This is a genomic window from Halopseudomonas salegens (assembly GCF_900105655.1).
GTDB lineage: Bacteria > Pseudomonadota > Gammaproteobacteria > Pseudomonadales > Pseudomonadaceae > Halopseudomonas > Halopseudomonas salegens.
This window is the reverse complement of the sequence record NZ_LT629787.1, coordinates 612,304-636,563: the sequence shown is the minus strand read 5'-3', so window position 1 is coordinate 636,563 and position 24,260 is coordinate 612,304. Positions and strand designations below refer to the sequence as shown.

Here is a 24,260-nt window from a genome sequence, read left to right as displayed (position 1 = left end):
ATGGCATTTGTCGGCTGATTGCAGGCAGACCAACGCTGCTTTGTGCGGCAGGCTAGACTGAACGCAAACCCGTTTCGGAGCCTTGGCATGAGCGCGCACAACAATCCCGTTTTTGTAGTCCATAAGGATGATATCCAACAGACCGACCTGCTGGAGCAACCCCTGCTGACAGCAGCCGATCTGGCTGATGGTGAGGCCTTGCTGGCAGTGGACCGCTTTTCCTTTACCGCCAACAACATCACTTACGCAGCCCTGGGCAAGCGCTTTCAATACTGGGACTTCTTTCCAGCACCGGCACCCTGGGGGCAAATTCCGGTCTGGGGCTTTGCCGATGTGACGGCATCGCGGCACCCTGAGATCAAGGTGGGTACCCGCGTCTATGGTTATCTGCCAATGAGCAAACAGCTCAGAGTCCAGCCAGGCCAGATTACCGACAGCAGCTTTGTCGATATCAGTGAGCATCGCAGTCATTTGGCGCTGGCCTATAACCAGTATCAGTTCACCGCCAACGACCCGGCCTACCGCCGCGAGCATGAAGCCCTGCAAATGCTGCTGCGCCCGCTGCTGATCACCTCTTTCCTGTTGGATGACTTTCTGGCGGCCAAAGACTTTTTCGACGCCGATGACATCCTCCTGACCAGCGCCTCGAGCAAGACCGCACTGGGCCTGGCCTTTATGCTGCACCACCAGAAAGGCAAGCGCGACAAGCCGCAACGCATTGTCGGGTTGACCTCGGCGGGCAACCGCGACTTTGTCGCTGGGCTGGGGTATTACGATGACGTAGTGGGCTATGACGAGATCGAGCAGATGGATCCGCAGCGCCGTAGTGTGGTGGTCGACTTTGCCGGCAACAGCGATGTGCTGGGCAGGATCCACCAACAGTTTGCCGACAACCTGTACTTCAGCTCACTGGTGGGTGCGGCACACTGGGATCAGCGTGGCGGCAGCAAGGAATTGCCGGGGCCAGCCCCCGAGGTCTTCTTCGCCCCCGGTTACTGGGCGCAGCGGGCCAAGGAGTCCGGTAATGGCGTGCTGATGCAGCAATTTGCCGCACTCTGGTCGCCCCTGGTGCACTCCGTCGAGCAATGGATGGAGATCAAGACGGTCACCGGCACCGAAGCAATCGCCGCTGCCTACCAGGACACCCTGGCTGGCCGCGTCAATCCGCAACAGGGTCTGATCATGCAGCTATGAGCCAGAGCCCGGCTCAGCCCACTCGGCTCAGCCAGTCTTGCAGTTTGTCCATGGCTCTTGTCAGCCGTGGGCAAGCATTGGCCACAAAAGCCTCATCCAGATCGCGCCCGGCGTACTCCTCTGCGCTCAGCGCCAATGCCGCAGCACCATCAAAATCGACGAAAGCCAGACGGGCGAATAACTGATCCGGGCTAAAGCCAAAATCACTGCCGGGCAATATGGCGATACCGGTCGACTCGAGCAAACGCGTACACAGCGAGGCACTGGTCTTGATATCCGCTTTTTCCAGCACACTGCGGTAGGCTGCGAAATCCGGCAGCAGATAAAAACCACCCTCCGGCTTTTGCACCTCAATATTCATGGCAATCAGGCGACTGTGCAGATACTCTCCGATCACCTTGAGCACCCGTCGCGAATGCAGCAGGTAATCATCAATATCACTGCCGCCGTCAAAAGCCGCTACCGCGGCGTACTGAATGGGCGCACTGGTGGCCGTAAAGGTTTCGCTGGCAATGATCGCCATGGCATCCTGCAAGGCACGTAGTTGCGGCGGGAAGATAAAGGTTCCCAGGCGCCAGCCTCCCGCCCCGGCCCACTTGCTCAGACCGGTACTGATAATGGTGCCTTCGGGGTAGTAGCGGGCAATCGACTTGTGCTGGCCGGCAAAGTGCACTTCACCGTAGATTTCGTCGGAGAGCAGAATAATCCGGTACTTGCGCGCCACATGGGCAAGAGCCAACAACTGGTCATCGGTATAGGTACAGCCCGTTGGGTTCGACGGGTAATTCAGGATCAGGATGCGCGGCCGCGTTGGATCATCGCGACAAATGATATCCAGCTCTTCGGCTGTCAGTTGCCAGTTGTTGTCAGCATGGGTGGGCAGCCAATGCACCGAGCGCCCGATAATCCGTGCTTGTGGCGCGTAGGACACCCAGCTGGGACGCGGAATCAGCAAATCGCCGTAATAGGCCAGTTGCAGGATGAACAGTAACTCCTTGGAACCGGGCCCGATGAGCACATCTTCCCAGCCACAACGCATACGCTCACTGCGGTTGATGTAACCGGCAATGGCCTCGCGCAATGCCTTGAGCCCTTTGACCGGCAAGTAATCCTTTTCATGGGCATGGGTTTTTAGCGCATCGACCACGCGCTCGGGCACCGGGAAAGGCGACTGCCCCAAACCGAGCTTGATGATGTCGCGGCCTTCACTGCGTAGCTGATTGCTCAGCTCGTTGATACGCAGGGTAGCCGACGGCTGAATACCACGGACATTGAGATTGATGGCGAAATGCTGCTGATCCATAGAGCCCCGCTGGTAATGAGTTGATGACGCGAGTATAGGCCAGTCGACGGGATCAGGCTTTTCTGGAATGCCGGGGTGGGCGATGTTGGGCAGGGATATGTGCATTGACACAGAGTCCTGCGGTCACGACATACCGCGACCGCAGGACGCTAACGCAAGACCTTTGAAGACTTACAGCGGTTTGCCGCGATTACCATGCTTGGCAACGAATGCCTGCACTGCCGGGAGTTCATTATCCAGCACGGTAAATTTCTCCTGACGCTCGAACAGATCGCTCAGGTGCGCCGGAAGTGCTGGCTCTTCACCAACCGCAGCCTGACGCACGGCATCAGGAAACTTGACCGGATGGGCGGTCCCGAGGGTAATCATCGGAATACTCGGGCTGCGTCGACACTCACGGGCAGCACGCACACCGATAGCCGTATGCGGATCGAGCAACTCGCCGGTATCACGGAAGACTTCAGCGATAGTGCTGCACGTTGCATCATCATCGACAGCCAGTGAATCAAAGAGTTTGCGCGTTTCGGTCCAGCGCTCATCCTCAACACTGAGTTTGCCGGTCTGCTTGAAGGTCGCCATCAGCTCGGCCACGACGGCTCCATTGCGCCCATGCATATCAAACAGCAAACGCTCGAAGTTGGACGACACCATGATATCCATCGAGGGCGACAGGGACGGATGCAGCGTGTCCTTGTCATACTGGTTGCCACTCATGAAGCGGTGCAGGATGTCATTGCGGTTGGTGGCAACAACCAGTTGACTGATCGGCAGCCCCATATTGCGCGCCAGATAGCCGGCAAAGATGTCGCCAAAGTTGCCGGTCGGTACCGAGAACGCCATGGACCGCGCCGGACCACCCAGCTGCAGGGCCGCATGAAAATAATAGACGATCTGCGCCATGATGCGCGCCCAGTTGATCGAGTTGACTGCGACCAGGCGAGTACCCTTGAGGAAACCCTGATCGGCAAAGCTGGCCTTGACCATTTCCTGGCAGTCATCGAAGTTGCCATCGATGGCGATATTGTGGATGTTGTCACCGAGGATGGTGGTCATCTGCCGACGCTGGACTTCGGACACACGGTTGTGCGGGTGCAGAATGAAAATATCCACGTTTTCGCAATGCTTGCAGCCTTCGATGGCTGCCGAGCCGGTATCACCCGATGTGGCCCCCATGATCACCACCCGCTCACCGCGCTTGAGCAGGAAATGATCCAGCAAGCGTCCCAGCAGCTGCAAGGCAAAGTCCTTGAATGCCAGGGTCGGGCCATGGAAGAGCTCCAGCACCCATTCATTGCCGTCCAACTGACGCAGTGGTGCTACTGCCTGATGGGCAAAAACGCCATAGGTATCTTTGAGGATGGCCTGAAAATCGGCATCACTGATGGAGTCGGTGACAAAGGGGCGCATGACCTTGAAGGCCAGCTCGTGATAGGGCAAGCCGGCCCAGGAGGCAATCTCTTCCTGGGTAAAACGCGGCAGGTTTTCCGGCACATAGAGGCCACCGTCACTGGCCAGACCAGCCAGCAATACATCTTCAAAATTCAGGGCCGGAGCCTGGCCACGGGTGCTGATATAACGCATGTCTCAAACCTTCGGTTTGAGCTTCAAGTCGCAAGCTGCAAGCTGCAAGCGGCCATAGACCGGCTTGAAACTTGCCCTTGCGGCTTGCAGCTGATGTTAATTGAGTTGTTCAACCCGGATCCGCATGATGGGTCCGGCAATATCTTCCAGATCTTCAATGTCGGCGATCGCCACATTCATCGAGGCTTCCTTGACCCGGTGCGTCAACAGAATCATCGGCACCAGGCCACCCTGGGCTTCTGCTTCCATTTGCATGATCGACTCAATGTTGATGCCCCGCTCGGACAGAATGGTCGCCACCTTGGCCAGTACACCCGGCTGATCCTGTGCCTGCAAGCGCAGGTAGTAGGCAGTATCCACTTCATCGACCGGCAATACCGGATGATCCGACAGTGCATTGGCCTGGAATGCCAGGTGCGGTACGCGGTTGTTCGGATCACTGGTCAGGGTGCGCACGACATCACAGATATCAGCCACTACCGCCGACGCTGTGGGCTCGGCACCAGCGCCGGCACCGTAATACAGCGTCGGACCGACAGCATCGCCCTGTACCATGACCGCGTTCATCACGCCGTTCACATTGGCCAGCAAGCGGTCAGCCGGAATCAGCGTCGGGTGAACGCGCAGCTCGACACCTTGCTCGGTGCGCCGGGCAATACCCAGATGCTTGATGCGATAACCCAGTGTTTCGGCGTAGTTCACGTCAGCAGTCGTCAGTCGGGTAATGCCTTCGGTATACGCCTTGTCGAACTGCAAGGGAATACCGAAGGCAATCGAGGCCAGAATGGTCAGCTTGTGCGCGGCATCGGTACCTTCAACATCAAAGGTTGGATCGGCTTCGGCGTAGCCCAGTGCCTGCGCTTCAGCCAACACGTCATCAAAGGTACGGCCCTTCTCGCGCATTTCGGTCAGAATGAAGTTGCCCGTACCATTGATGATACCCGCGACCCAGTCGATCTGATTGGCCGCCAGACCTTCACGGATTGCCTTGATGATGGGGATACCACCGGCAACCGAGGCTTCAAAGGCCACCATTACGCCCTTGTCACTGGCTGCCTGAAAAATCTCATTGCCATGCACAGCAATCAGCGCCTTGTTGGCAGTAACCACGTGCTTGCCATTGGCGATAGCCTGCATGACTACTTCCCTGGCCACGGTATAACCACCAATCAACTCGACGATGATATCGATATCCGGGTTGTTGACCACAGCAAACACATCATCCGTTACCGGGGTATCACCCACATCACAGGCCGGGTTGATATGCCGCGAAGCAATATGACCGACTTCAATTCCACGCCCGGCACGGCGAGCAATTTCTGCTGCGTTGCGTTGCAATACGTTGAAGGTACCGCCACCGACGGTGCCCAGACCACAAATTCCTACGTTAACCGGTTTCAAGCAATGACTCCCCACGTTCGTCTGCTGATCGTCTTGATTATTAGCTTACTCTTCGGCCGTCGCCTGATTCGCCATGGCTTCGGCTGCCAATGTCTCGGCTGGCTTGTAACCCGGCAACATGATGCCGTTGGCGAAGAAAATAGCCGGCGTCCCCCGCACACCCAATCGCTTGCCCAACTCCAGCTGTTCTTGCAGCGGGTTGTCGCACTCAGCCATCGGGATGGCTTCGCCACGTTTGGCTTTGGTCATGGCTTGCTGGCGATCATCGGCACACCACACGGACTCCATGGTCTCCGCCGTTTGCGACGCGAGCCCGGCGCGAACAAAAGCAGCGTATCGCACTTCAATACCCAGTGCCTGCAGCTCGTCAATTTCTTCATGCAGCTTGCGACAGTAACCACAATCAACATCGGTAAAAATGGTCACATGCGTCTTGGGTTCCTGTGGCGCAAAAATCACCAACTGATCCTGATCCAGGGCTTCCAGGGCCTGCGTGTTAATCACCGCCTCGGCCTCTGCAGTCAGGTTTCTGGGCTGGTTGCCGCTGATGTCAAACAGGGTCCCCTGGATCAGGTGACCCGCATCAGCACTCACATAGAGCACTCCCCCCCCTTCCAGCAGCACCTGATACAAGCCGGCAATCGGCGCCGGGCTGATCTCGGATACCCTCATATCTGGGGCTATCTGACCAAGTTTGTTGGTAATATCCTCTTCAACATCCGCCTGGGCATTACTGAATACCAGACTCAGCAAAGCGACCAGCAGGGTAGAAATACGCATGGCAAACTCCTCCGAAAGATGACCGAGTCTAACACGAAAGCCGGCACCATCATCCACGCGGATGATGGCTGGCATGCAACTCGCGCAAGCGCAAACGCGCGATATGGGTATAGATCTGTGTGGTAGACAGGTCGCTGTGCCCCAATAGCAACTGAACCACCCGCAAATCAGCCCCGTGATTGATCAAATGGGTGGCAAAGGCATGCCGCAAGGTATGCGGTGAAAGCGGACTGAGGATTCCGGCATGACTGGCATGCTGCTTGATCCGATGCCAAAAGGCTTGCCTTGTCATCGGCTGTCCGCGTCGACTCGGAAAGACAATATCATCGCCCGACCCGGCCAGCAGGCTGTCACGCGCATGCTGGAGATACCGGGCCAGCCAATCAAGGGCTTCGTCACCCAATGGCACCAGTCGCTCTTTATTGCCTTTGCCGGTAACCCTGACCACCCCCTGACGCAGATTCAGCTGATCCAGACGCAAGCCAACCAACTCACTGACCCTCAGGCCACAGGCGTACAGCACTTCCAGCATGCACCGATCACGCAGTCCCAGCGCATCATCACAATTGGGGGCCGCCAATAAAGCCTCAACCTCCGCCTCGCTGAGTGCTTTCGGCAAGGCCCGCCCCAATTGCGGCATAGCCACATCACGGCAGGGGTCTTCAATAATCAGCGCCTCACGTAGCGCATAACGATAGAAGCCGCGCAAACACGACAAGGCACGCGCCGTGGAACGCGCACTGACACCTTGCTGCAAACGCCATTGCAAATAGGTCAGCAAATCTTCCCGCCGGCCGGCCAGCAGGTGACTGTCATGGGCTGCCAGATATCCCGCATACTTGCTCAGGTCACTGCGATAAGCGTCAAGGCTGTGGGCAGACAAGCCTTTTTCCAGCCAGAGCAAATCAACATAACGACTGATCAGGTCGATTTCACTGACAGGTAGCGTTGTGGCTGGCATGGGTGCGCCTCAGGCAACGGCAATAATCTCGACCTCAAAGGTCACTACCTTGCCAGCCAGCGGATGATTGAAATCCACCTCGACCGTGGTGTCGTGAATTGTCTTCACCAGACCCGGCAGCTCACCGCCAGCGGCATCCTGGAAAATCACCAGCAGACCGGTTTCCAGCTCCATCTCATTGAAACTGTCGCGCGGCATCACCTGGATATTCTGCGGATTACCGGGACCGAACCCCTGCTCCGGATCAATCTCGAAACTGCGCTTGTCACCTGATTTGAGGCCATAAAGCGCTTGCTCGAAGCCAGGCAACAGACTGCCATCACCGACCTTGAAGCTGGCTGGCTGCTTGTTCAGAGTGCTGTCGACCACCTCGCCATCGGGCAACTTCAGGGTGAAATGCAGGGTAACCTGACTGTCTTGATTGATGCGATTTTCGCTCATGCGCGGGACCTGACAAATGAGTGGAACAGTGGCCACGCACCGCGTGGCGGATGGATCATGCCGTATTGGCAGCCTTGCGTGGCCAGAACATATCGGCAATCAACAGAATGGCACCGACGGTAATTGCGCTGTCTGCAATATTGAACGCCGGAAAAAACCAGTCTTGCTGCCAATGTACCAGAATGAAGTCCACCACCTGACCGTGCACAACACGATCATACAAATTACCCAGCGCACCGCCGAGAATCAGGGCCAGCCCCATTGATTCAACCCATTTGTCTCGACTCAGGCGGGCCAACCAGATCACCAGTACAATGCTGACCACCACCGCTACAGCGGAAAAAAACCAGCGCTGCCAGCCCCCGGCACCAGCCAGAAAACTGAAAGCTGCACCCGGGTTGTAAGCCAGCATCAGACTGAACAGACCGTCAATCAGCGGCACCTGCTGGTAAGGCAGCAAGTAGGCTTCGGCCAGCCACTTGGTCAGCAGGTCCAGCACCAGAATGCCGGCAGACAGCCACAACCAGGCTAGGCTACGCAGCGCCTCAGGCATGTCGGCGTACCTCACCGGCACCCTCGATGTTGTCCACGCAGCGGCCACAGATGGTTTCATGGCCGGCATGGCTGCCGACATCGGCACGGAAATGCCAGCAGCGTTCACACTTGGTGTGCCCGGATTTCATCACCTGCAGTTTGAGCCCATTCAGTTCTGTCGTCACCGCATCGGCTGGTGCCGAGGCCAGGGGAGCCAGCGTGGCCTCCGAGGTAATCAGCACAAAGCGCAGCTCATCGCCGAGTCGCTCCAGGGTCGCCTGCAAATCGCTATCCACAAATAGCACCAGCTCGGCTTGCAGATTGCCGCGAATCACTTTGGCGTTGCGCTGGTTCTCCAGCTCCTTGTTGACGGCAGTTTTTACCGCAATCACCTGATCCCAGAAATCCCGGCCGAGTTCAGCATCTGCCGGCAGGGCATGCAGGCCCTGATACCAGGTGGTCAACATGACCGACTCGTCACGCTCACCCGGCAGATACTGCCACAGTTCTTCGGCAGTAAACGACAGAATCGGTGCAATCCAGCGCACCAGCGCCTCGGCGATATGATAGAGCGCACTCTGGCAGGAGCGGCGGGCGACGCTATCGGCCTGGGTGGTGTACTGGCGATCCTTGATGATGTCCAGATAGAAGCCACCCAGCTCCTGCACGCAGAAGTTGTGGATCTTCTGGTACACGTTCCAGAACCGGTAGCTGTCGTAAGCCTCGCTGATCTCCTGCTGCAGGCGCAAGGTGTAATCCACGGCCCAGCGGTCGAGATCCAGCATCTGCTCGGCCGGCAACAAGTGCTCTTTGGGGTCAAAGCCGTTCAGGTTGGAGAGCAGGAAGCGTGCGGTATTGCGGATGCGTCGGTAAGCATCGGCACTGCGCTGCAGAATCTGCTGGGACACCGCCATCTCACCGGAATAATCCGACGAGGCGACCCACAGGCGCAGAATGTCGGCGCCCAGACTGTCGGTAACCTGCTGCGGAGCAATCACATTGCCCAGCGACTTGGACATTTTGCGGCCATTTTCATCCACCACAAAACCGTGCGTCAGCAGCCCCTTGTAGGGCGCGTGACCGTCGATCGCGGCACCGGTCAGCAAGGACGAATGGAACCAGCCGCGGTGCTGGTCAGAGCCTTCCAGATACAGATCCGCCAAGGGACCCTGGGCATGCCCCATCGGGTGTGAACCACGCATGACGTGCCAGTGGGTCGTACCGGAATCAAACCAGACATCCAGGGTATCGCTGATCTTGTCGTAGTCAGCCGCTTCGTCACCCAGCAGCCCGGCGGCATCCAGCTGGAACCAGGCATCAATGCCCTGCTGCTCGACTTTCTGCGCTACCTGCTCGAGCAGCTCCAGGGTGCGCGGGTGCAGATCACCACTCTCCTTGTGCAGGAAGAACGGGATGGGCACACCCCAGTTACGCTGGCGCGAGATACACCAGTCCGGGCGACCGGCAATCATGTTGTGCAAACGTTGCTTGCCCCAGTCGGGTACGAAGTGGGTGTCTTCGATGGCCTTCAGCGCGCGCTCACGCAAGGTCTCGCCACCGGCTACCGGCACATCCATACCAACAAACCATTGCGCCGTGGCGCGGTAGATCACTGGGGTCTTGTGCCGCCAGCAATGCATGTAACTGTGGCTGACCTGTTCGTGTGCCAGCAGACAGTCGACTTCATCCAGTTTGGCTACCACGTTGGGGTTGGCCTTCCAGATGAACTGGCCGCCGAAAAATTCCAGCGACTCGGCATAGACGCCATTGCCCTGCACCGGATTGAGAATCTCGTCGTTGTGCATGCCATAGCGCTTGCAGGTGTAAAAGTCGTCTTCACCATAGGCAGGAGCCGAATGCACGATACCAGTGCCGGCACCCAGCTCGACGTAATCGGCCAGGTAGACCGGTGACAGGCGATCGTAGAAAGGATGGCGGAAATTGATCCATTCCAGCTGATCGCCAGTCGTGGTGGCCAACACCTGACCTTCACGACCGTAGCGCTGCAGGCAGCTGTCCACCAGCTCTTCAGCCAGCAGCAACACCCGATCACCGACATCCACCAGCGCGTAGTCGAATTCCGGGTGAAAATTCAGCGCCTGGTTGGCCGGGATGGTCCACGGGGTGGTGGTCCAGATCACCGCCTGGGTCGGCTTGCTCAGCGCATCCAGACCAAAGGCAGTCGCCAGCTTCTCCGGCTCGGCACAGAAAAAGCCGACATCAATGGTCGGCGACTGCTTGTCGGCGTACTCGACTTCCGCCTCGGCCAGCGCCGAACCACAGTCGAAACACCAGTTGACCGGCTTCAGGCCCTTGAACACCACACCCTTCTCGACCATCTTGCCCAGCGCGCGAATTTCTCCCGCTTCATTGCTGAAATCCATGGTGCGGTAGGGCCTGTCCCAGTCACCCAGGACGCCGAGGCGGATAAAGTCCGCCTTCTGACCCTCGACCTGCTCGCCGGCATAACTGCGACTCAATTCCCGCGTTCTGGCCGGTTCCAGGTGCTTGCCATGGGTGGTCTCGATCTTGTGTTCGATCGGCAGGCCATGGCAGTCCCAGCCGGGCACGTACGGCGCGTCAAAGCCAGACAGGGTCTTGGAGCGAATGATCATATCCTTGATGATCTTGTTGACCGCATGACCGATATGAATGCTGCCGTTGGCGTAGGGCGGGCCATCGTGCAGAATAAATTGCGGGCGGCCCTGACTGACGTCGCGAATTCGCTGATACAGGCCATCCAGGCGCTGCAGGGTAGCGGGCTCGCGCGTTGGCAGACCGGCCTTCATCGGAAAGTCGGTTGCTGGCAGATTCAGTGTCGCTTTGTAATCGGTCATATCGATTGAGTCCAGACGTGAATACGCAAAAGTAAGTTAAATGCCCCACTGGGCGCGGGCTTTGGCAAAATCATTCTGGATCCCTTTCTTCAAGGCATCCAGCGAATCAAAGTGCTGCTCGTCACGCAATTTCTCATGAAAAAAGACAGTCAGTCGGTGGCCGTAAAGATCACCGCTGAAATCAAACAGGTGAACTTCCAGGTGGGCCTGGCCGTCGTCACCCACGCTTGGGCGACGACCGATGTTGGCGACGCCCTTCAGTGCCTCACCACTGCCATCGATCACCGCGCTGACCCGATACACACCACTCAACGGGGCGTGCAAGCGCTTGAGCTGCACATTGGCCGTCGGCGCACCCAGTGTGCGGCCCAATTGTTTGCCGTAAAGCACGCGGCCGCTGATGCTGAAGGGCCGCCCCAATAACCGTTCGGCCTGCTCGAAGTCGCCTTCGGCCAGCACCTGACGCACCCGGCTACTGCTGATGCGTTCGCCACAATCAGCTACGGTACTTGCCGCCTCAAGACTGAAACCATGGCGCGCACCACTGTCCTGCAAAAAGGCAAAGTCCCCCGAGCGATCGCAACCAAACCGGAAATCATCACCCACTTCCAGATGCTTGACACCGAGACCATCCAGCAATACCTGCTGGACAAAAGCGTCGGCGCTCAGGCTGCGCAAACGGTGGTTGAAAGCCAGGCAGAGCACGCGATCAACCCCCTCGGCTTCAAGCAAGGCCAACTTGTCTCGCAGACGGGTCAGACGCGGAGGAGCTGCCTGCGGGGCAAAATATTCGCGCGGCTGTGGTTCGAAAATCACCACGCAGCCGGGCAGGCCCAAGCGCCGGGAGTGTGCCCGCAAACGCTTGAGGATGGCCTGATGGCCGGCATGCACACCGTCAAAATTGCCGATGGTTGCCACACAGCCCCGATGCCGGGGCCGCAGATTGTGAAGGCCGCGGACCAGTTCCATAATGCTCGTCGTGATGGATGTATGAAGCGCCGCAGTATACCTCATGGGGCGACGGGCAAGCCACCAGCGCCTTTCGGCGTCGGAACCGAATCAATTACGCAGATGGCGCGGACGCAGGCCAGCCAGCAGCAGAGCTGCGCCATAGGCAGCAGCACCGGCCAGAACCAGCAGACTCATCTGCCCGACCCGCTGCTGCCAACCCCACTGCAGCCATAGACTGACATCGGCCGCCAGCCAATAAACCACCAGCACCATGGCCAGACTGGCCAGCAGCAGACGCAGAGCGAATACCCCCCAGCCCGGCTGGGCCAGATAAACGCCTGATTTGCGCAGCCCCCACCAGAGCAGGCCGGCGTTCAGCAGCGCCGACAATGAGGTCGCCAACGCCAGACCGGCGTGTGCCAGCGGCCAGATCAGGATCAGGTTCAGGACCATATTGGCGATCATGCAGAGAACGGCGATCTTGACCGGAGTCTTGGTATCCTGGCGGGCAAAGTAACCCGGTGCCAGTACCTTGATCAGCATAAAGGTCATGACCCCCACCGCGTAGGCACGCAAGGCAGCGGACGCTTGCAACACATCGCGATCGGTCATGGCACCGTAATGGAATAGCGTGGCAATCAAGGGTTCGGCCAGCAACAACAACGCCAGCGCCGCCGGCACCCCGATCAGCAGGACCATACGGATGGCCCAGTCCAGGGTAGCGGCAAAGGCCTTGGGATCAGCCCCGGCGTGCTGGCGCGACAGCGCCGGCAGGATCACCGTACCAATGGCGATACCGAAGGCCCCCAGTGGCAGCTCGGACAAACGGTCGGCGTAATACAGCCAGGAAATGCTGCCGGTCTGCAGAAAGGACGCCAGTACCGTATCCAGCAGCAGATTGATCTGACTGACCGACACCGCAAACAGGGCCGGCACCATCAAGGTCATGATGCGTTTGACGCCTTCATCATGCCGATTCGGGCGCGGCACCGGTAATAGCCGGATGCGCCAGAGAAACGGCACCTGGAACAGTAACTGAGCCACCCCGGCAACAAATACGCCCCATGCCAGGGCCATGATTGGCTGTTCGAACCAGGGACTGAGCAGCACAGTGGCGCCAATCATGCACAGATTAAGTAGCACCGGAGTAAAAGCCGGCACCGCAAAACGTCCATAGCTGTTGAGAATCGAACCACAGAAGGCCGTCAGCGAAATCAGCAGCAAGTAGGGAAAGGTGATGCGCAACATATCGGTGGCCAGACCGAGCTTGTAGGCATCGCCATGGAACCCCGGCGCAAACAGGGTAATCAGTACCGGCGCACCAGCCACCCCTATCGCGGTAATCGCCACCAGACTCAGCCCCAGCGTACCCGCCACCCGGTCGACCAACTGCTTGACCTCGGCCAGGCTGCGCCTGGTGCGGTATTCCGACAACACCGGCACAAAGGCCTGGGCAAAGGCCCCCTCGGCGAACAGCCGGCGCAGGAAATTGGGAATCTTGAAGGCGATAAAAAAGGCATCGGCTTCCGATTTGGAACCAAAATAATTGGCCACCACCACATCACGCACCATGCCCAGCACCCGTGACAACAGGGTCATGATGCTGACCACCATGCCCGAACGCAGCAGGCCGGGTGCCCTGGGTTCCGCTGCTGGTGGAGGCGTGCTTGTCGTCATGGTTTATCCGCGTGGCAAAAACCGCGATAATAGCCCGATGCAGGGCTACAAGGCACCCCTTGTGCGCCCTGATAACCGGCAATCGGAATCCGCCGCTTTATACCGTGCAGCGGGCTTGACAATCGCCAAGCCCGGCGGCATAGTACGCGGCCTTATTAGACCCTTATTCATTCAGTATTTCTGAGGAGCACGACGGTGGCCAACTCACCTCAAGCCAAGAAACGCGCCAAGCAGGCCGAGAAGCGCCGCAGCCACAATGCCAGCCTGCGCTCCATGGTCCGTACCTATATCAAGAACGTGATCAAGGCGATTGATGCCAAAGATCTCGAGCAAGCCAAGACTGCCTATACCGCAGCCGTTCCGGTCATCGACCGCATGGCTGACAAGGGCATTCTCGACAAAAACAAGGCCGCTCGCCACAAGAGCCGCCTGAATGCACACATCAAGGCGCTGGCTGAAGCCGCTTGATGTTGTAGCAGTTGTCGTAAAAAAACCGGCCCTGGCCGGTTTTTTTGTGTCTGCCGAAACAGGCCGCCCTGTTCAGTCAGCCCGCTCAATCACAGCAGGACCAGATTGTCGCGGTGGACCAGCTCAGGTTCATCGATATAACCAAGAATGCTGCTGATCGTTTCTGTCGGCTGACCAATAATTCGCTGGGCATCCTGAATCCCGTAATTGACCAGCCCGCGCGCCACTTCGCGCCCATCCGGCCCCACACAGGCCACCATCTCACCACGGCGGAAGCTGCCTTCCACCGCAGTCACACCGACTGGCAACAAACTGCGACGACCACTGGTCAGGGCACGCACGGCTCCGGCATCCACCAGCAAACGGCCGCGAATCTGCAAATGCCCGGCCAACCACTGCTTGCGTGCAGCCAACAGACCTTTTTCCGGCAACAGCAAAGTCCCCAGTGCTTCTCCGGCTTGCAGACGGTCAATCACCCGCTCGATACGACCACCAACAATGACCGTACCGGCACCCGAGCGCGCCGCCAGGCGAGCGGCGCGCAACTTGGTCAGCATGCCTCCACGCCCCAGCGCACCGGCACTCCCACCAGCCATAGCATCCAGCCGGGCATCATCGGCCATGGCTTCAGCAATCAGCTCGGCATCTGGATCACGGCCCGGGTCAGCGGTATACAAGCCATCCCTGTCGGTCAGGATCACCAGCAAGTCGGCCTCGACCAGGTTGGTTACCAGGGCACCCAGGGTATCGTTGTCACCGAAACGAATTTCATCGGTTACCACGGTATCGTTTTCGTTGACCACCGGAATCACTCCCAGATCCAGCAGCGCACGCAGGGTGCTGCGCGCGTTCAGGTAGCGCTTGCGGTCAGACAGATCATCATGTGTCAGCAGCACCTGCGCAGTCGCCAACCCATGCGCCTGAAAACTGGATTCCCAGGCCTGTACCAGCCCCATCTGGCCGATCGCCGCAGCAGCCTGCAATTCGTGAATGGTTTTCGGCCGTTCGACCCAGCCCAACCGGCTCATGCCGGCAGCAACAGCGCCGGATGAGACCAGCACCAGATCGGCCCCACTGTTGCGCAAGGCGACCAGCTGCTCGACCCAGATGCGCATGGCATGCTGATCCAGGCCACGTCCGTCGCCAGTCAGCAACGCACTGCCAATCTTGACGACCCAGCGTCGGGCATTAGTTACCTTTTCACGCATACTGATGATTCCATAACTGACAACAAGAGGTTTAAGGCCGACTATTGTAGGGCATCAGAGCAATTGGTGTAACGCTGATGATGAGGAAAGCAGTGCCCTGCCAGACGCTGCAACGAACTATTTCACCGTCATGGGTAGTTGCCGCACGATGCCCCGGGCCCAGAGCTGATAGCCCTGCGCCGAAGGGTGATACCCGTCTTCAGCCAGATACCTCGACTGCATCGGCAAATCAAAGGCAATATGCGCGGCGCCAGCAGTCTCTGCCTCTGCACGCAGGTCCTGATCAAGCAATCCGGAACGCAAACCAAACCAGCCACGCAAAGGCTGCGGCAAAGCATGGAAGTGAGCCAGCGGTGGTACAGCAGTGAGGACCAGTTGCTGACTGCAAGCAGAAAAGCTGGCGAGCAAGGCGCGTATTTCCCGTCGCCATCGGGAGCGGCCGGTCAGATGAGTGGTGTCATTCACCCCGAGCACAATCACCACCATATCCCAATACTGCCCGGCCACTTCCGGCAGCAGGTCACGCAGACAATCCCGTGCCCGGGCTCCATTGCGACCACAGGCTACCCACTCCACCGGACGCTGCCGCTGTGCCGACCAGTGTTGCGCCAATTGACCACTCAAGGCCATCGTCTGATCAGCTACCCCGACGCCGGCTACCGTGGACTCACCCAGGATCAGCAAACGCAACGGCTCGGTGATTCCAGCAACCGACCCTGGCGATGCAACCAGCCCCCGCCAGGGAGGTGCGGCATCGGGCAAACGCAACGCAGTCCGCTTGACCCAGAGCGCCTGAGGCAATAACAGCGGCAAAGCCGGCGCGGCCAGATACCACCAGCGGCTCAGAGGCTGATCTCCACTGCATTCGCCGCCTGGCTGGCGACGTCGCGTGCAGCTTCGATGGTTTCGCCCAGGGCCAGGGCCACACCCATACGCCGCTGGCCGCTGACCTCCGGCTTGCCAAACAGGCGCAACTGGGTATCCGGCTGACTCAACACTTGCTGCAAATTACCGAAATTGACTTGCTGTGACTCGCCATTGACCAGAATCACCGCTGAAGCCGCCGGCCCCAACTGACGTATCGCCGGAATCGGCAAACCGAGGATGGCCCGGGCATGCAATGCGAACTCGGATAAATCCTGGGAAATCAAGGTAACCATCCCGGTATCGTGCGGTCGCGGTGAAACCTCACTGAACCAGACCTGATCGCCCCTGACGAACAGCTCGACGCCAAACAGGCCACGCCCACCAAGGGCATCAGTCACTTTGCGCGCGATCCGCTGCGATTCGACCAATGCCGCTTCGCTCATTGCCTGAGGTTGCCAGGATTCCTGATAATCACCGCCGGCCTGACGGTGACCGATCGGCGCACAGAAATCGGTGCCCCCTATATGCCGCACAGTCAGCAGAGTAATCTCATAATCAAAGTCGACAAAGCCCTCGACGATGACTCGCCCCTGCCCGGCGCGGCCCCCGGCCTGCGCATACTCCCAGGCCGGCAGTATATCCGCCTCGGTTTTCAGCAAACTCTGTCCCTTGCCGGACGAACTCATTACCGGCTTGACCACGCAAGGCAGACCAATGGCAGCCACCGCTGCCAGGTAATCCCCCTGGGTATCGGCAAAACGGTAGGGTGAGGTGGGCAACGCCAGCTCTTCGGCAGCCAGACGGCGAATGCCTTCACGGTCCATGGTCAACCAGGCGGCACGCGCCGTCGGGATCACATGATAGCTCTCCCGCTCCAGCTCGAGCAGGGTCGGCGTGGCGATAGCCTCGATTTCCGGAACGATATAGTCCGGCTGCTCCAGCTCGATCACCTCTCGCAGGGCCTTTCCATCCAGCATATTGACTACGTGACCGCGATGCGCAACCTGCATCGCCGGCGCATTGGCATAGCGATCAACAGCAATCACCTCACAGCCATAGCGTTGCAACTCGATGACCAGTTCCTTGCCCAGCTCACCACTGCCCAACAGCAGGACACGGGTTGCCGTCGCACTCATCGGAGTGCCGATTTGCGTTTTCATTTGCTCTCCTTGCGACCCAACGAATCCATCATCAGGCCCTGTGCCCGGGCACGCTGTTCAACCAGCGTCAACACGGCACGTCGCTGGTCATCGGTCATGCGCCCCCAGCGGGTAATTTCATCACCGGTACGCTGGCAGCCGATACACATATCCTGCTCATCCAGACTGCAAACCGCGATACAAGGCGAGCGCACCATGCTCAATCCTCCTGCGGAACCAGGTCTCGCTGATAGCGTTGGGCATTATGCACATAATGTGCGGCACCCGCTTCAATCAGCTTTTTCTGTTGCTCGTTCAGCTCGCGCACCACCTTGCCCGGCGCCCCCATCACCAGCGAGCCATCCGGAATTTCCTTGCCTTCCGGGATCAAGGCATTGGCCCCGATGATGCAGTGCTTGCCGATTTTTGCACCATTCAGTACGACGGCGTTGATCCCGATCAGGCTGTAATCACCCACTGTGCAACCGTGCAGCATAGCGTTGTGGCCCACGGTCACACCCTTGCCCAGGGTCAGTGGATAGCCCATATCCGTGTGCATGACCGCACCATCCTGCACGTTGCTCTGCTCGCCAATATGGATCAACTCATTGTCACCGCGCAGAACCGCGCCAAACCAGACACTGGCGCCGGCATCCAGCCGCACCTTGCCGATCACGGCTGCGGTTTCGGCAATCCAGGCATCATCAGCCATGTCGACACGGCTGTCTCCCAAACGGTACTTCATAACAACTCCTCAGCGTTCCAGCTCATAGGGGGTGCGCAGGGGAATATCGGCATCAAAGGCGATATTGACAAACTCGACCAACATCAAGGCAGTCAGCCCCCATATCTTGTGACCCTCAAAACGGTAGCTGGGCACATACCAACTGCGCCCTTCATAATCGATACGGTGGGTCATTTCGCGCCGGTCTTCCAGGAAAAACTCCACCGGCACACGAAAAATATGCGCGATTTCCTGTTCATTGGCACAGAGCACACACTGCTCCGGGACCACGCCCACATAGGGCGTGACCTTGATACCAAAACGCGAGACCAGACTGCCCATAGGCCCGATCACATCGACCAGGTCCGGAGCCAGACCGATTTCCTCATGGGTTTCACGCAGTGCGGTGTAACAGAGGTCGACATCCCCGGGATCACGTCGGCCGCCAGGGAAGGCCACCTCTCCGGAGTGCGTCGACAACTTCTGCGAGCGAACGGTCAGAATAATTTCCGGTTGCGCCGTAGAGGTCACCGGAATCAACACGCCAGCCTCCGGCAAACCCTGGGTTTCCACCTGACGCGGCTGGTGTTGCGTCACTCGCATGCGAATCTGCTCCAACATGCGCGCTTCCTCAAATAATTTCTTGCAATGATGTCACGATCACCGGTCCATAACCAGTTGCCGACAGCCTCATTGCGTCGCAAGATGTACGACTATAAACAGAGCCATGCGAGGGCCCGACATACGTCATGAAATTCTGCAGCCATTGCGGCAACTCGGTCAGCGCGCGCATCCCGCAAGGGGATGATCGCCAGCGCTATATCTGTGACCATTGCGACACCGTGCACTACCAGAATCCGCGCATTGTAGCCGGCTGCCTGGTTACCTGGGAAAAACAGGTCCTGCTGTGCAAACGAGCCATCGAACCGCGCCACGGCTTCTGGACGCTACCCGCCGGCTATATGGAGAACGGTGAAACCACGGAACAGGCTGCGCTGCGCGAAACCTGGGAAGAAGCCCGCGCGCGGGTGCATCAGCAACAGCTGTACATGCTGTTCAACCTGCCGCACATCAATCAGGTGTATATGTTTTTTCGCGCCCAGCTGAGTGATCTGGATTTTTCCGCCGGCGAAGAAAGCCTGGACGTGCAGCTGTTCGATGAAGCGGATATTCCCTGGAACGAACTGGCCTTTCCCACCGTTGGCAAAACCCTGCGCCGGTACTTTGATGATCGACAACAGGAACACTACCCTGTCCGTATGGAAGACATCACCTATCAACCTGGAAACCGCCCCATCAGATGACTGCTCCGACTCTCCGCTACCTGCGGGCAGCCCTCATCGGGGTACTCCTGAGTATCTGCCTGCCTCTGGCCGCAAATCCTGAGCCGATCGACAAGGTGCTGATTCTCAAGCATGAACGCCAACTGCAGGTTATCAGCCAGGGAACAGTGATCCGCCAGTACCGTGTATCTCTGGGCAAACAACCCGAAGGACACAAGCAGCAACTAGGCGATCAGCGAACCCCTGAAGGCCTATACACTATCGACTGGCGCCATCACAGCGCCCAGTTCAACCTGAGCATGCACATTGATTACCCCAACCTCAAGGACCGCGCCACCGCCTTCGAAAATGGCGTCGATCCAGGTGGCATGATCATGATCCACGGCACACCCATTGACGAAGACTACCCGGAGTGGTTCTTTCATGGCCTGGACTGGACCGACGGCTGCATTGCCCTGCCCAATGCTGACATGCAGGAACTCTGGGATCTTGTACCCAATGGCACCCTGGTTGAAATTCGACCTTGATACAGGTCAAGTCTTGGTAGGATCACCTGAGTGATACTAGCCTTGAATGAACGGAGCATACCGTTACATCAAGGAGCCAAAAATGAAAAGTCCACTGATTAGCCTGCTGTTGGCTGGCAGCCTGGTTGCCCCCGTCTGGGCAGACCGTGCCAGTACCGAACCCATCCAACCCATTGAACCCCATGAAGTAACCGAACCTGAGAAAGTCGAACTGGGCAAAAAACTGTTCTTCGAGCCACGCTTGTCCGCCTCCGGCTTTATTTCCTGCAACTCCTGCCACAATCTGAGCCGTGGTGGCAGTGACAACCTGCCGACCTCGATTGGCCACAACTGGCAGGAAGGGCCGATCAACTCGCCGACCGTACTCAACTCGAGCATGAGTGTGGCCCAGTTCTGGGACGGCCGCGCTGCCGACCTGCGTGAACAGGCCGGCGGACCGATCGCGAACCCGATGGAAATGGCCTTCAGTCACCTGTTGACGATTGACGTATTGCAGTCCATTCCGGAATACCGGCAGATGTTTGCCGATATCTATGGCACGGAAAAAATCGATATCGATCAAGTCACTGATGCGATCGCCGCCTTTGAGGAAACCCTGGTGACACCGAACTCGCGCTTTGACCAGTGGCTGAAAGGTGACGATGATGCGCTGACTGCCAACGAACTGGCCGGCTATGAAACCTTCAAGAGCATCGGTTGCACTGCCTGCCACAACGGCCCGGCAGCAGGTGGCACGTCGTTCCAGCGTATGGGTGTGGTTGAGCCCTATGTAACCGACAACCCGGCCGAAGGCCGTGTCGCGATAACCGGGGAAGATGCAGACCGCTTCAACTTCAAGGTGCCTACCCTGCGCAACGTCGAGCTGACCTACCCCTACTTCCACGATGGCGCTTACTGGGAGCTGGAAAAGGTTGTGGACGTGATGGCCCGCCTGCAACTCGGTCGCAAACTGTCTGACGAAGACATCAACAACATGACTGCCTTCCTCAAAACCCTGACCGGCGATCAGCCAGATTTCATTCTGCCCAATCTGCCACCGTCAACCAACGACACGCCACGGCCACGTCCCTTCGATTGAGCTGTGCCTGAATTACCCGGCAGCTTTGCTGCCGGGTAACCTCTCCTCGCTTTACCACTGACGGGTATCCACCAACGCCATAACATCAAATGCGGGCTCTTCATAGGGATGAGCCGCACGCAAGGCGGCCACTGCGGCCCTGATGCTTGCATCGCTGCAGACCAACTCAACCCGATACTCCATCACCCGCTCCAACTCTCCCTGCTGCCCTATAAAAGGCTGGCTGCCCGCCAGAGGCCGAAACTGTCCTTGACCCAGCACTTGCCAGCAGCAGCCCGCGTAATCACCTATCTGCCCGGCACCCGTCGCAAAGATAGCCTCCTTGACTGTCTCAACATGGGACTCGGGAACGAAAAAGCATAACTTATACATATCGCCTCATCTGTTTTTATTGCAAGCCTATTGAGACGGTCTACCATCAATAAGCAATATCAACAACAACAACGAGGGAACCGTAATGTCATATCTACGCTTTTATGTGCTACCCGGTATTCTCAGCGCCGCCAGTCTGGCTCTCGGCGGCTGTCTCAGTTCAGGGGGTAGCAGCTCTTCATCCGACACCCCGCCAGACTTCACACTCAATGCCTTGTCCAGCTCGGCTGAGCAGGTTTCCGGCGGAAATCTGCTACTGAGTATCGCCGGCGACCAACCCCGAATTGATGCAGAAATGGATAATCTTGAGTTTTGGCTCAATGATCAAATCATCGAACCTGTGCAACTGCGCACCCGCAATGGTCGCCTGGAAGTGTTGATTGACGGGCTCGATGCGGGTGACAACCAGCTCGAACTGCACCACACAACATTCGGCAAATTACACGACCTGGCAGTAACCAATCACCCGATTTCCGGTCCGATTTTCTCCGGTCCACAGCAATACCCCTTTGTTTGCAGCACGCTGGAAGAGCTTGGTATTCAGCCATTGGTGGACAACAACGAAGGCGGCTACCCCGTGTATGACCCGGATGACAATCTGATCGGTTACAGCAAGGATTGCAGTATCCAGCCCGAGATATCCTTCCTCTACCGCACTACTGGCGGAAGCTACCAGCCACTGCCCAGTGATGGATCGCGCCCGGCCGACATGGCCACAACCACGCTGACCGATGGGCGCACCGTTGATTTCATCGTACGCCGCGAGGTCGGCACCATTAACCGCTTTATCTACAGCTTTGCCACTCTGGCCAACCTGGGGGATAGCCCCGAGGACACCGCTACCGACAACTGGAACGGGCGCCTGCTGTTTCACTTCGAAGGGGGCGTTGCCATTGGCCACTCCCAGGGCCGCGTCAGTGGACGTGCGCTGGAACCGAATGCCCTCGGCAAAGGCTATGCGGTTATCTACTCCACCGGCACGCGCACCAGTACCCATTACAACCTGCAAGTAGGTGGCGAAACAGCCCTGATGACCAAGGAGCACTTCATCAAACGTTTCGGCGTGCCGGACTACACCGTGGCTATCGGTGGCTCCGGTGGCGGCATCCAGCAATACGTCTATGCACAGAATCACCCCGGCCTTCTAGACGCGGGGGTACCACAATACTCCTATCCCGACATGGTGACCCAGACCATCCACATCGGTGACTGTGAGCTCCTTGAGTATTACATGGATGCCACCGATCGCAGCAATCCTCGCTGGCAGACCACCGAAAACCGTAGTCTTCTGGTCGGTCTGAATGCCACTGATGACTATCCCGACCCCTTCTTTGGTGCCAAGCAGATGCTCGGTTACTCATCCGCCCCCGGCATGACCGAATGCGTACCGGCCTGGCGAGGCCTGACACCCCTGGTGATGAACCCACTTTACGGCCAGGCACGCAATCAGGAGAAGATGCAGCCAGCGGAGATCATGGCCGGGGTCAACTGGACCCACTACGACGATTTGCGCAACATCTACGGTGTTGATGGTAACGGCAATCCGCGCACCCTGTTTGACAATGTTGGTGTGCAATACGGCTTGCAAGCGCTTAAAGAGGGCAACATCAGCGCCAGCGAATTCCTTCACCTGAACCGCTATGTTGGTGGCTGGAAGCAACCTGAAGACATGATACAGGAAGGCTTTCCTTTCCTTGGCTCCGAGGCTGATGTACTGGCTGGTCAGATACGCTTTGACCCCTGGAGCAGTGCCAATATGCTGCTGAGCCCGGGCAACGGTGAACCTGCTCCGCGGACACAAGGTGACCTGCAAGCCATTCAGGCTGCCTACCAATCAGGCATGGTGTTCGACGGGCAGCTGGATATTCCCGTTATTGATTGGCGGCATTATCTGGAAGAGGTGCTGGATATGCACAACAGCCACCAGTCTTTCTCCGCACGCCAACGTATCATCAACCGCATGGGTAACAGCGACAGTCAGGTGATCTGGTTTACCGACGCACGGCCGACCAATACCAATGACCCCAACCGTCCGCGCCCCAACGATACCCACGATCAGACCTGGGAAGCGCTTGAGGTGCTGCACGACTGGGTCACCAATATCCAGAATAATCCCGAGCGCAGCATTGGTGAGAACCGCCCGGCCGCCGCTGTTGACAGTTGTTTCAATAGTGATGGCAGTCTGATCGAAGCTGGCGAGGGGGTATGGAATGGTATTATCGACAATCAACTGGACGGCAGCTGCACCCAGCAGTTCCCGACCTACACCACCTCACGCATGGTCGCCGGTGGACCCATTGCAGGCAGTATATTCAAGTGCAGCCTGAAACCAGTCGCTTCCGCCCTGAATGACGGCACCTATGGCAGCTGGCAACCCAGCCCGGCGCAGATCACTGAGCTGAACGAAATATTCCCGGATGGCGTATGTGACTACAACGCGGCAGATCAGGGCAGACCCTGGTAAACCTCAGCCAAAAAAAACCCCGCGCAATGGCGGGGTTTTTTATTTAACGCAGCCAATCAGCAATGTTTATCGTCGTCCCAACTCCCGTGCTGGTTGAGACCATCACCCGAACTGTACTGCATGCTCTGGCAACCAGACATCATCCCCTTGGGAGCCGCCGTGATAGTAAAATCATGCTGGCTGTTACGGGTATAGTTTGGCGTATAGAAATCACTGGTATAGAGTTCGGGCGCAAGCGTTTTGGCTGCATTGTTATCCGCAGGATAAGCAAAGTTCTTGGCCCGGAAGCCTTCCAGTGCGCTGACATAATCCATAATCATTGCCTTGGCTTCCTCGGCACGGGTGCTCTGCATATACCGGGTATAAGAGGGGTAAGCGACCGCAGCCAGAATGCCCACGATCACCACCACAATCATCACTTCGATCAGCGTGAAACCCCGGCTGCGTTGCTGTGATACAGGTCTGAACAT

At 58.0% G+C, this 24,260-nt stretch carries 24 protein-coding genes; 6 read left to right on the top strand and 18 right to left on the bottom strand.

Going from position 1 to position 24,260, the window contains the following annotated elements:
• Window positions 1–87 precede the first annotated feature (87 nt).
• Window positions 88–1,194: a DUF2855 family protein gene (locus BLU07_RS02840; RefSeq protein WP_092383955.1), complete on the top strand. Its 1,107-nt coding sequence runs from the start codon at window positions 88–90 to the stop codon at window positions 1,192–1,194.
• Window positions 1,195–1,207: 13 nt separating this feature from the next.
• Here BLU07_RS02840 and BLU07_RS02835 read toward each other — a convergent pair whose 3' ends face one another.
• The 10 genes from BLU07_RS02835 to murJ form a co-directional block, all read right to left on the bottom strand.
• Window positions 1,208–2,497 carry a pyridoxal phosphate-dependent aminotransferase gene (locus BLU07_RS02835; RefSeq protein ID WP_092383953.1) on the bottom strand — a complete coding sequence of 430 codons (1,290 nt, stop codon included), beginning with the start codon at window positions 2,495–2,497 and terminating at the stop codon, window positions 1,208–1,210.
• Window positions 2,498–2,668: 171 nt separating this feature from the next.
• A complete protein-coding gene (gene thrC / locus BLU07_RS02830; protein WP_092383951.1) occupies window positions 2,669–4,078 on the bottom strand; it encodes a threonine synthase in 1,410 nt (469 codons plus the stop codon).
• Between the two features lie 96 nt (window positions 4,079–4,174).
• Window positions 4,175–5,479 (bottom strand): homoserine dehydrogenase, encoded by a 1,305-nt coding sequence (locus BLU07_RS02825; RefSeq protein WP_092383949.1) that lies wholly within the window; start codon window positions 5,477–5,479, stop codon window positions 4,175–4,177.
• A gap of 45 nt (window positions 5,480–5,524) precedes the next feature.
• Complete coding sequence (dsbC, locus tag BLU07_RS02820) at window positions 5,525–6,259, bottom strand: bifunctional protein-disulfide isomerase/oxidoreductase DsbC (RefSeq protein WP_157719065.1); 735 nt, start codon at window positions 6,257–6,259, stop codon at window positions 5,525–5,527.
• Window positions 6,260–6,308: 49 nt separating this feature from the next.
• Window positions 6,309–7,220: a site-specific tyrosine recombinase XerD gene (gene xerD, locus BLU07_RS02815; RefSeq protein WP_092383945.1), complete on the bottom strand. Its 912-nt coding sequence runs from the start codon at window positions 7,218–7,220 to the stop codon at window positions 6,309–6,311.
• Window positions 7,221–7,229: 9 nt separating this feature from the next.
• Entirely contained in the window at window positions 7,230–7,661 is a 432-nt protein-coding gene (gene fkpB, locus BLU07_RS02810) for an FKBP-type peptidyl-prolyl cis-trans isomerase (RefSeq protein ID WP_092383943.1), read from the bottom strand.
• A gap of 55 nt (window positions 7,662–7,716) precedes the next feature.
• Complete coding sequence (gene lspA, locus BLU07_RS02805; protein ID WP_092383941.1) at window positions 7,717–8,214, bottom strand: signal peptidase II; 498 nt, start codon at window positions 8,212–8,214, stop codon at window positions 7,717–7,719.
• Window positions 8,207–11,032 carry an isoleucine--tRNA ligase gene (gene ileS / locus BLU07_RS02800; RefSeq protein ID WP_092383939.1) on the bottom strand — a complete coding sequence of 942 codons (2,826 nt, stop codon included), beginning with the start codon at window positions 11,030–11,032 and terminating at the stop codon, window positions 8,207–8,209. The genes lspA and ileS overlap by 8 nt, the downstream gene beginning before the upstream one ends.
• 36 nt (window positions 11,033–11,068) lie before the next feature.
• Window positions 11,069–12,001: a bifunctional riboflavin kinase/FAD synthetase gene (ribF, locus tag BLU07_RS02795; protein WP_092383937.1), complete on the bottom strand. Its 933-nt coding sequence runs from the start codon at window positions 11,999–12,001 to the stop codon at window positions 11,069–11,071.
• Between the two features lie 90 nt (window positions 12,002–12,091).
• Window positions 12,092–13,660, bottom strand: a complete 1,569-nt coding sequence (gene murJ, locus BLU07_RS02790) for a murein biosynthesis integral membrane protein MurJ (protein WP_092383935.1) — start codon at window positions 13,658–13,660, stop codon at window positions 12,092–12,094.
• 195 nt (window positions 13,661–13,855) lie between these two features.
• Here murJ and rpsT point away from each other — a divergent pair, with 195 nt between their 5' ends.
• Window positions 13,856–14,128, top strand: a complete 273-nt coding sequence (rpsT, locus tag BLU07_RS02785; protein ID WP_092383933.1) for a 30S ribosomal protein S20 — start codon at window positions 13,856–13,858, stop codon at window positions 14,126–14,128.
• Between the two features lie 89 nt (window positions 14,129–14,217).
• On the opposite strand, the gene proB is transcribed toward rpsT, so the two are convergent.
• From proB to BLU07_RS02755, 6 genes are all read right to left on the bottom strand, one after another.
• Window positions 14,218–15,336: a glutamate 5-kinase gene (gene proB / locus BLU07_RS02780; RefSeq protein ID WP_092383931.1), complete on the bottom strand. Its 1,119-nt coding sequence runs from the start codon at window positions 15,334–15,336 to the stop codon at window positions 14,218–14,220.
• Window positions 15,337–15,453: 117 nt separating this feature from the next.
• Complete coding sequence (locus tag BLU07_RS02775) at window positions 15,454–16,149, bottom strand: SGNH/GDSL hydrolase family protein (RefSeq protein ID WP_231701674.1); 696 nt, start codon at window positions 16,147–16,149, stop codon at window positions 15,454–15,456.
• Window positions 16,150–16,178: 29 nt separating this feature from the next.
• Window positions 16,179–17,363 (bottom strand): formate-dependent phosphoribosylglycinamide formyltransferase, encoded by a 1,185-nt coding sequence (gene purT, locus BLU07_RS02770; protein ID WP_092383927.1) that lies wholly within the window; start codon window positions 17,361–17,363, stop codon window positions 16,179–16,181.
• Complete coding sequence (locus BLU07_RS02765; RefSeq protein ID WP_092383925.1) at window positions 17,360–17,560, bottom strand: DUF1289 domain-containing protein; 201 nt, start codon at window positions 17,558–17,560, stop codon at window positions 17,360–17,362. The genes purT and BLU07_RS02765 overlap by 4 nt, the downstream gene beginning before the upstream one ends.
• A 2-nt stretch (window positions 17,561–17,562) precedes the next feature.
• Window positions 17,563–18,087: a gamma carbonic anhydrase family protein gene (locus BLU07_RS02760; protein WP_092383923.1), complete on the bottom strand. Its 525-nt coding sequence runs from the start codon at window positions 18,085–18,087 to the stop codon at window positions 17,563–17,565.
• 9 nt (window positions 18,088–18,096) lie between these two features.
• Complete coding sequence (locus BLU07_RS02755) at window positions 18,097–18,687, bottom strand: CoA pyrophosphatase (protein ID WP_092383921.1); 591 nt, start codon at window positions 18,685–18,687, stop codon at window positions 18,097–18,099.
• 128 nt (window positions 18,688–18,815) lie between these two features.
• On the opposite strand from BLU07_RS02755, the gene BLU07_RS02750 reads away from it, so the two are divergent.
• The 3 genes from BLU07_RS02750 (at window position 18,816) to BLU07_RS02740 (ending at window position 20,954) form a co-directional block, all read left to right on the top strand.
• The gene (locus BLU07_RS02750; protein ID WP_092383919.1) at window positions 18,816–19,370 is read left to right on the top strand and encodes an NUDIX hydrolase; all 555 of its coding nucleotides are present in this window, start codon (window positions 18,816–18,818) and stop codon (window positions 19,368–19,370) included.
• Entirely contained in the window at window positions 19,367–19,876 is a 510-nt protein-coding gene (locus BLU07_RS02745) for a L,D-transpeptidase family protein (protein ID WP_092383917.1), read from the top strand. The genes BLU07_RS02750 and BLU07_RS02745 overlap by 4 nt, the downstream gene beginning before the upstream one ends.
• Window positions 19,877–19,958: 82 nt before the next feature.
• A complete protein-coding gene (locus tag BLU07_RS02740) occupies window positions 19,959–20,954 on the top strand; it encodes a cytochrome-c peroxidase (RefSeq protein WP_092383915.1) in 996 nt (331 codons plus the stop codon).
• 51 nt (window positions 20,955–21,005) lie between these two features.
• Here the strand turns inward: BLU07_RS02740 and BLU07_RS02735 are convergent, their stop codons facing one another.
• Complete coding sequence (locus BLU07_RS02735) at window positions 21,006–21,326, bottom strand: NGG1p interacting factor NIF3 (protein ID WP_092383913.1); 321 nt, start codon at window positions 21,324–21,326, stop codon at window positions 21,006–21,008.
• An 85-nt stretch (window positions 21,327–21,411) separates the two neighbouring features.
• On the opposite strand from BLU07_RS02735, the gene BLU07_RS02730 reads away from it, so the two are divergent.
• Complete coding sequence (locus BLU07_RS02730; protein WP_197675048.1) at window positions 21,412–23,790, top strand: DUF6351 family protein; 2,379 nt, start codon at window positions 21,412–21,414, stop codon at window positions 23,788–23,790.
• A gap of 56 nt (window positions 23,791–23,846) precedes the next feature.
• On the opposite strand, the gene BLU07_RS17945 is transcribed toward BLU07_RS02730, so the two are convergent.
• Window positions 23,847–24,260, bottom strand: coding sequence for a type IV pilin protein (locus BLU07_RS17945; RefSeq protein WP_092389538.1), 414 nt, complete (start codon window positions 24,258–24,260; stop codon window positions 23,847–23,849).

Excerpts from the sequence above, each read along its gene's own strand:
- BLU07_RS02840 (WP_092383955.1), top strand. The coding sequence starts at position 88 with ATGAGCGCGCACAACAATCCCGTTTTTGTAGTCCATAAGGATGATATC.
- BLU07_RS02835 (WP_092383953.1), bottom strand. The coding sequence starts at position 2,497 with ATGGATCAGCAGCATTTCGCCATCAATCTCAATGTCCGTGGTATTCAG.
- thrC (WP_092383951.1), bottom strand. The coding sequence starts at position 4,078 with ATGCGTTATATCAGCACCCGTGGCCAGGCTCCGGCCCTGAATTTTGAA.
- dsbC (WP_157719065.1), bottom strand. The coding sequence starts at position 6,259 with ATGCGTATTTCTACCCTGCTGGTCGCTTTGCTGAGTCTGGTATTCAGT.
- xerD (WP_092383945.1), bottom strand. The coding sequence starts at position 7,220 with ATGCCAGCCACAACGCTACCTGTCAGTGAAATCGACCTGATCAGTCGT.
- fkpB (WP_092383943.1), bottom strand. The coding sequence starts at position 7,661 with ATGAGCGAAAATCGCATCAATCAAGACAGTCAGGTTACCCTGCATTTC.
- lspA (WP_092383941.1), bottom strand. The coding sequence starts at position 8,214 with ATGCCTGAGGCGCTGCGTAGCCTAGCCTGGTTGTGGCTGTCTGCCGGC.
- ileS (WP_092383939.1), bottom strand. The coding sequence starts at position 11,032 with ATGACCGATTACAAAGCGACACTGAATCTGCCAGCAACCGACTTTCCG.
- ribF (WP_092383937.1), bottom strand. The coding sequence starts at position 12,001 with ATGGAACTGGTCCGCGGCCTTCACAATCTGCGGCCCCGGCATCGGGGC.
- murJ (WP_092383935.1), bottom strand. The coding sequence starts at position 13,660 with ATGACGACAAGCACGCCTCCACCAGCAGCGGAACCCAGGGCACCCGGC.
- proB (WP_092383931.1), bottom strand. The coding sequence starts at position 15,336 with ATGCGTGAAAAGGTAACTAATGCCCGACGCTGGGTCGTCAAGATTGGC.
- purT (WP_092383927.1), bottom strand. The coding sequence starts at position 17,363 with ATGAAAACGCAAATCGGCACTCCGATGAGTGCGACGGCAACCCGTGTC.
- BLU07_RS02765 (WP_092383925.1), bottom strand. The coding sequence starts at position 17,560 with ATGGTGCGCTCGCCTTGTATCGCGGTTTGCAGTCTGGATGAGCAGGAT.
- BLU07_RS02760 (WP_092383923.1), bottom strand. The coding sequence starts at position 18,087 with ATGAAGTACCGTTTGGGAGACAGCCGTGTCGACATGGCTGATGATGCC.
- BLU07_RS02755 (WP_092383921.1), bottom strand. The coding sequence starts at position 18,687 with ATGTTGGAGCAGATTCGCATGCGAGTGACGCAACACCAGCCGCGTCAG.
- BLU07_RS02750 (WP_092383919.1), top strand. The coding sequence starts at position 18,816 with ATGAAATTCTGCAGCCATTGCGGCAACTCGGTCAGCGCGCGCATCCCG.
- BLU07_RS02745 (WP_092383917.1), top strand. The coding sequence starts at position 19,367 with ATGACTGCTCCGACTCTCCGCTACCTGCGGGCAGCCCTCATCGGGGTA.
- BLU07_RS02740 (WP_092383915.1), top strand. The coding sequence starts at position 19,959 with ATGAAAAGTCCACTGATTAGCCTGCTGTTGGCTGGCAGCCTGGTTGCC.
- BLU07_RS02735 (WP_092383913.1), bottom strand. The coding sequence starts at position 21,326 with ATGTATAAGTTATGCTTTTTCGTTCCCGAGTCCCATGTTGAGACAGTC.
- BLU07_RS02730 (WP_197675048.1), top strand. The coding sequence starts at position 21,412 with ATGTCATATCTACGCTTTTATGTGCTACCCGGTATTCTCAGCGCCGCC.
- BLU07_RS17945 (WP_092389538.1), bottom strand. The coding sequence starts at position 24,260 with ATGTTCAGACCTGTATCACAGCAACGCAGCCGGGGTTTCACGCTGATC.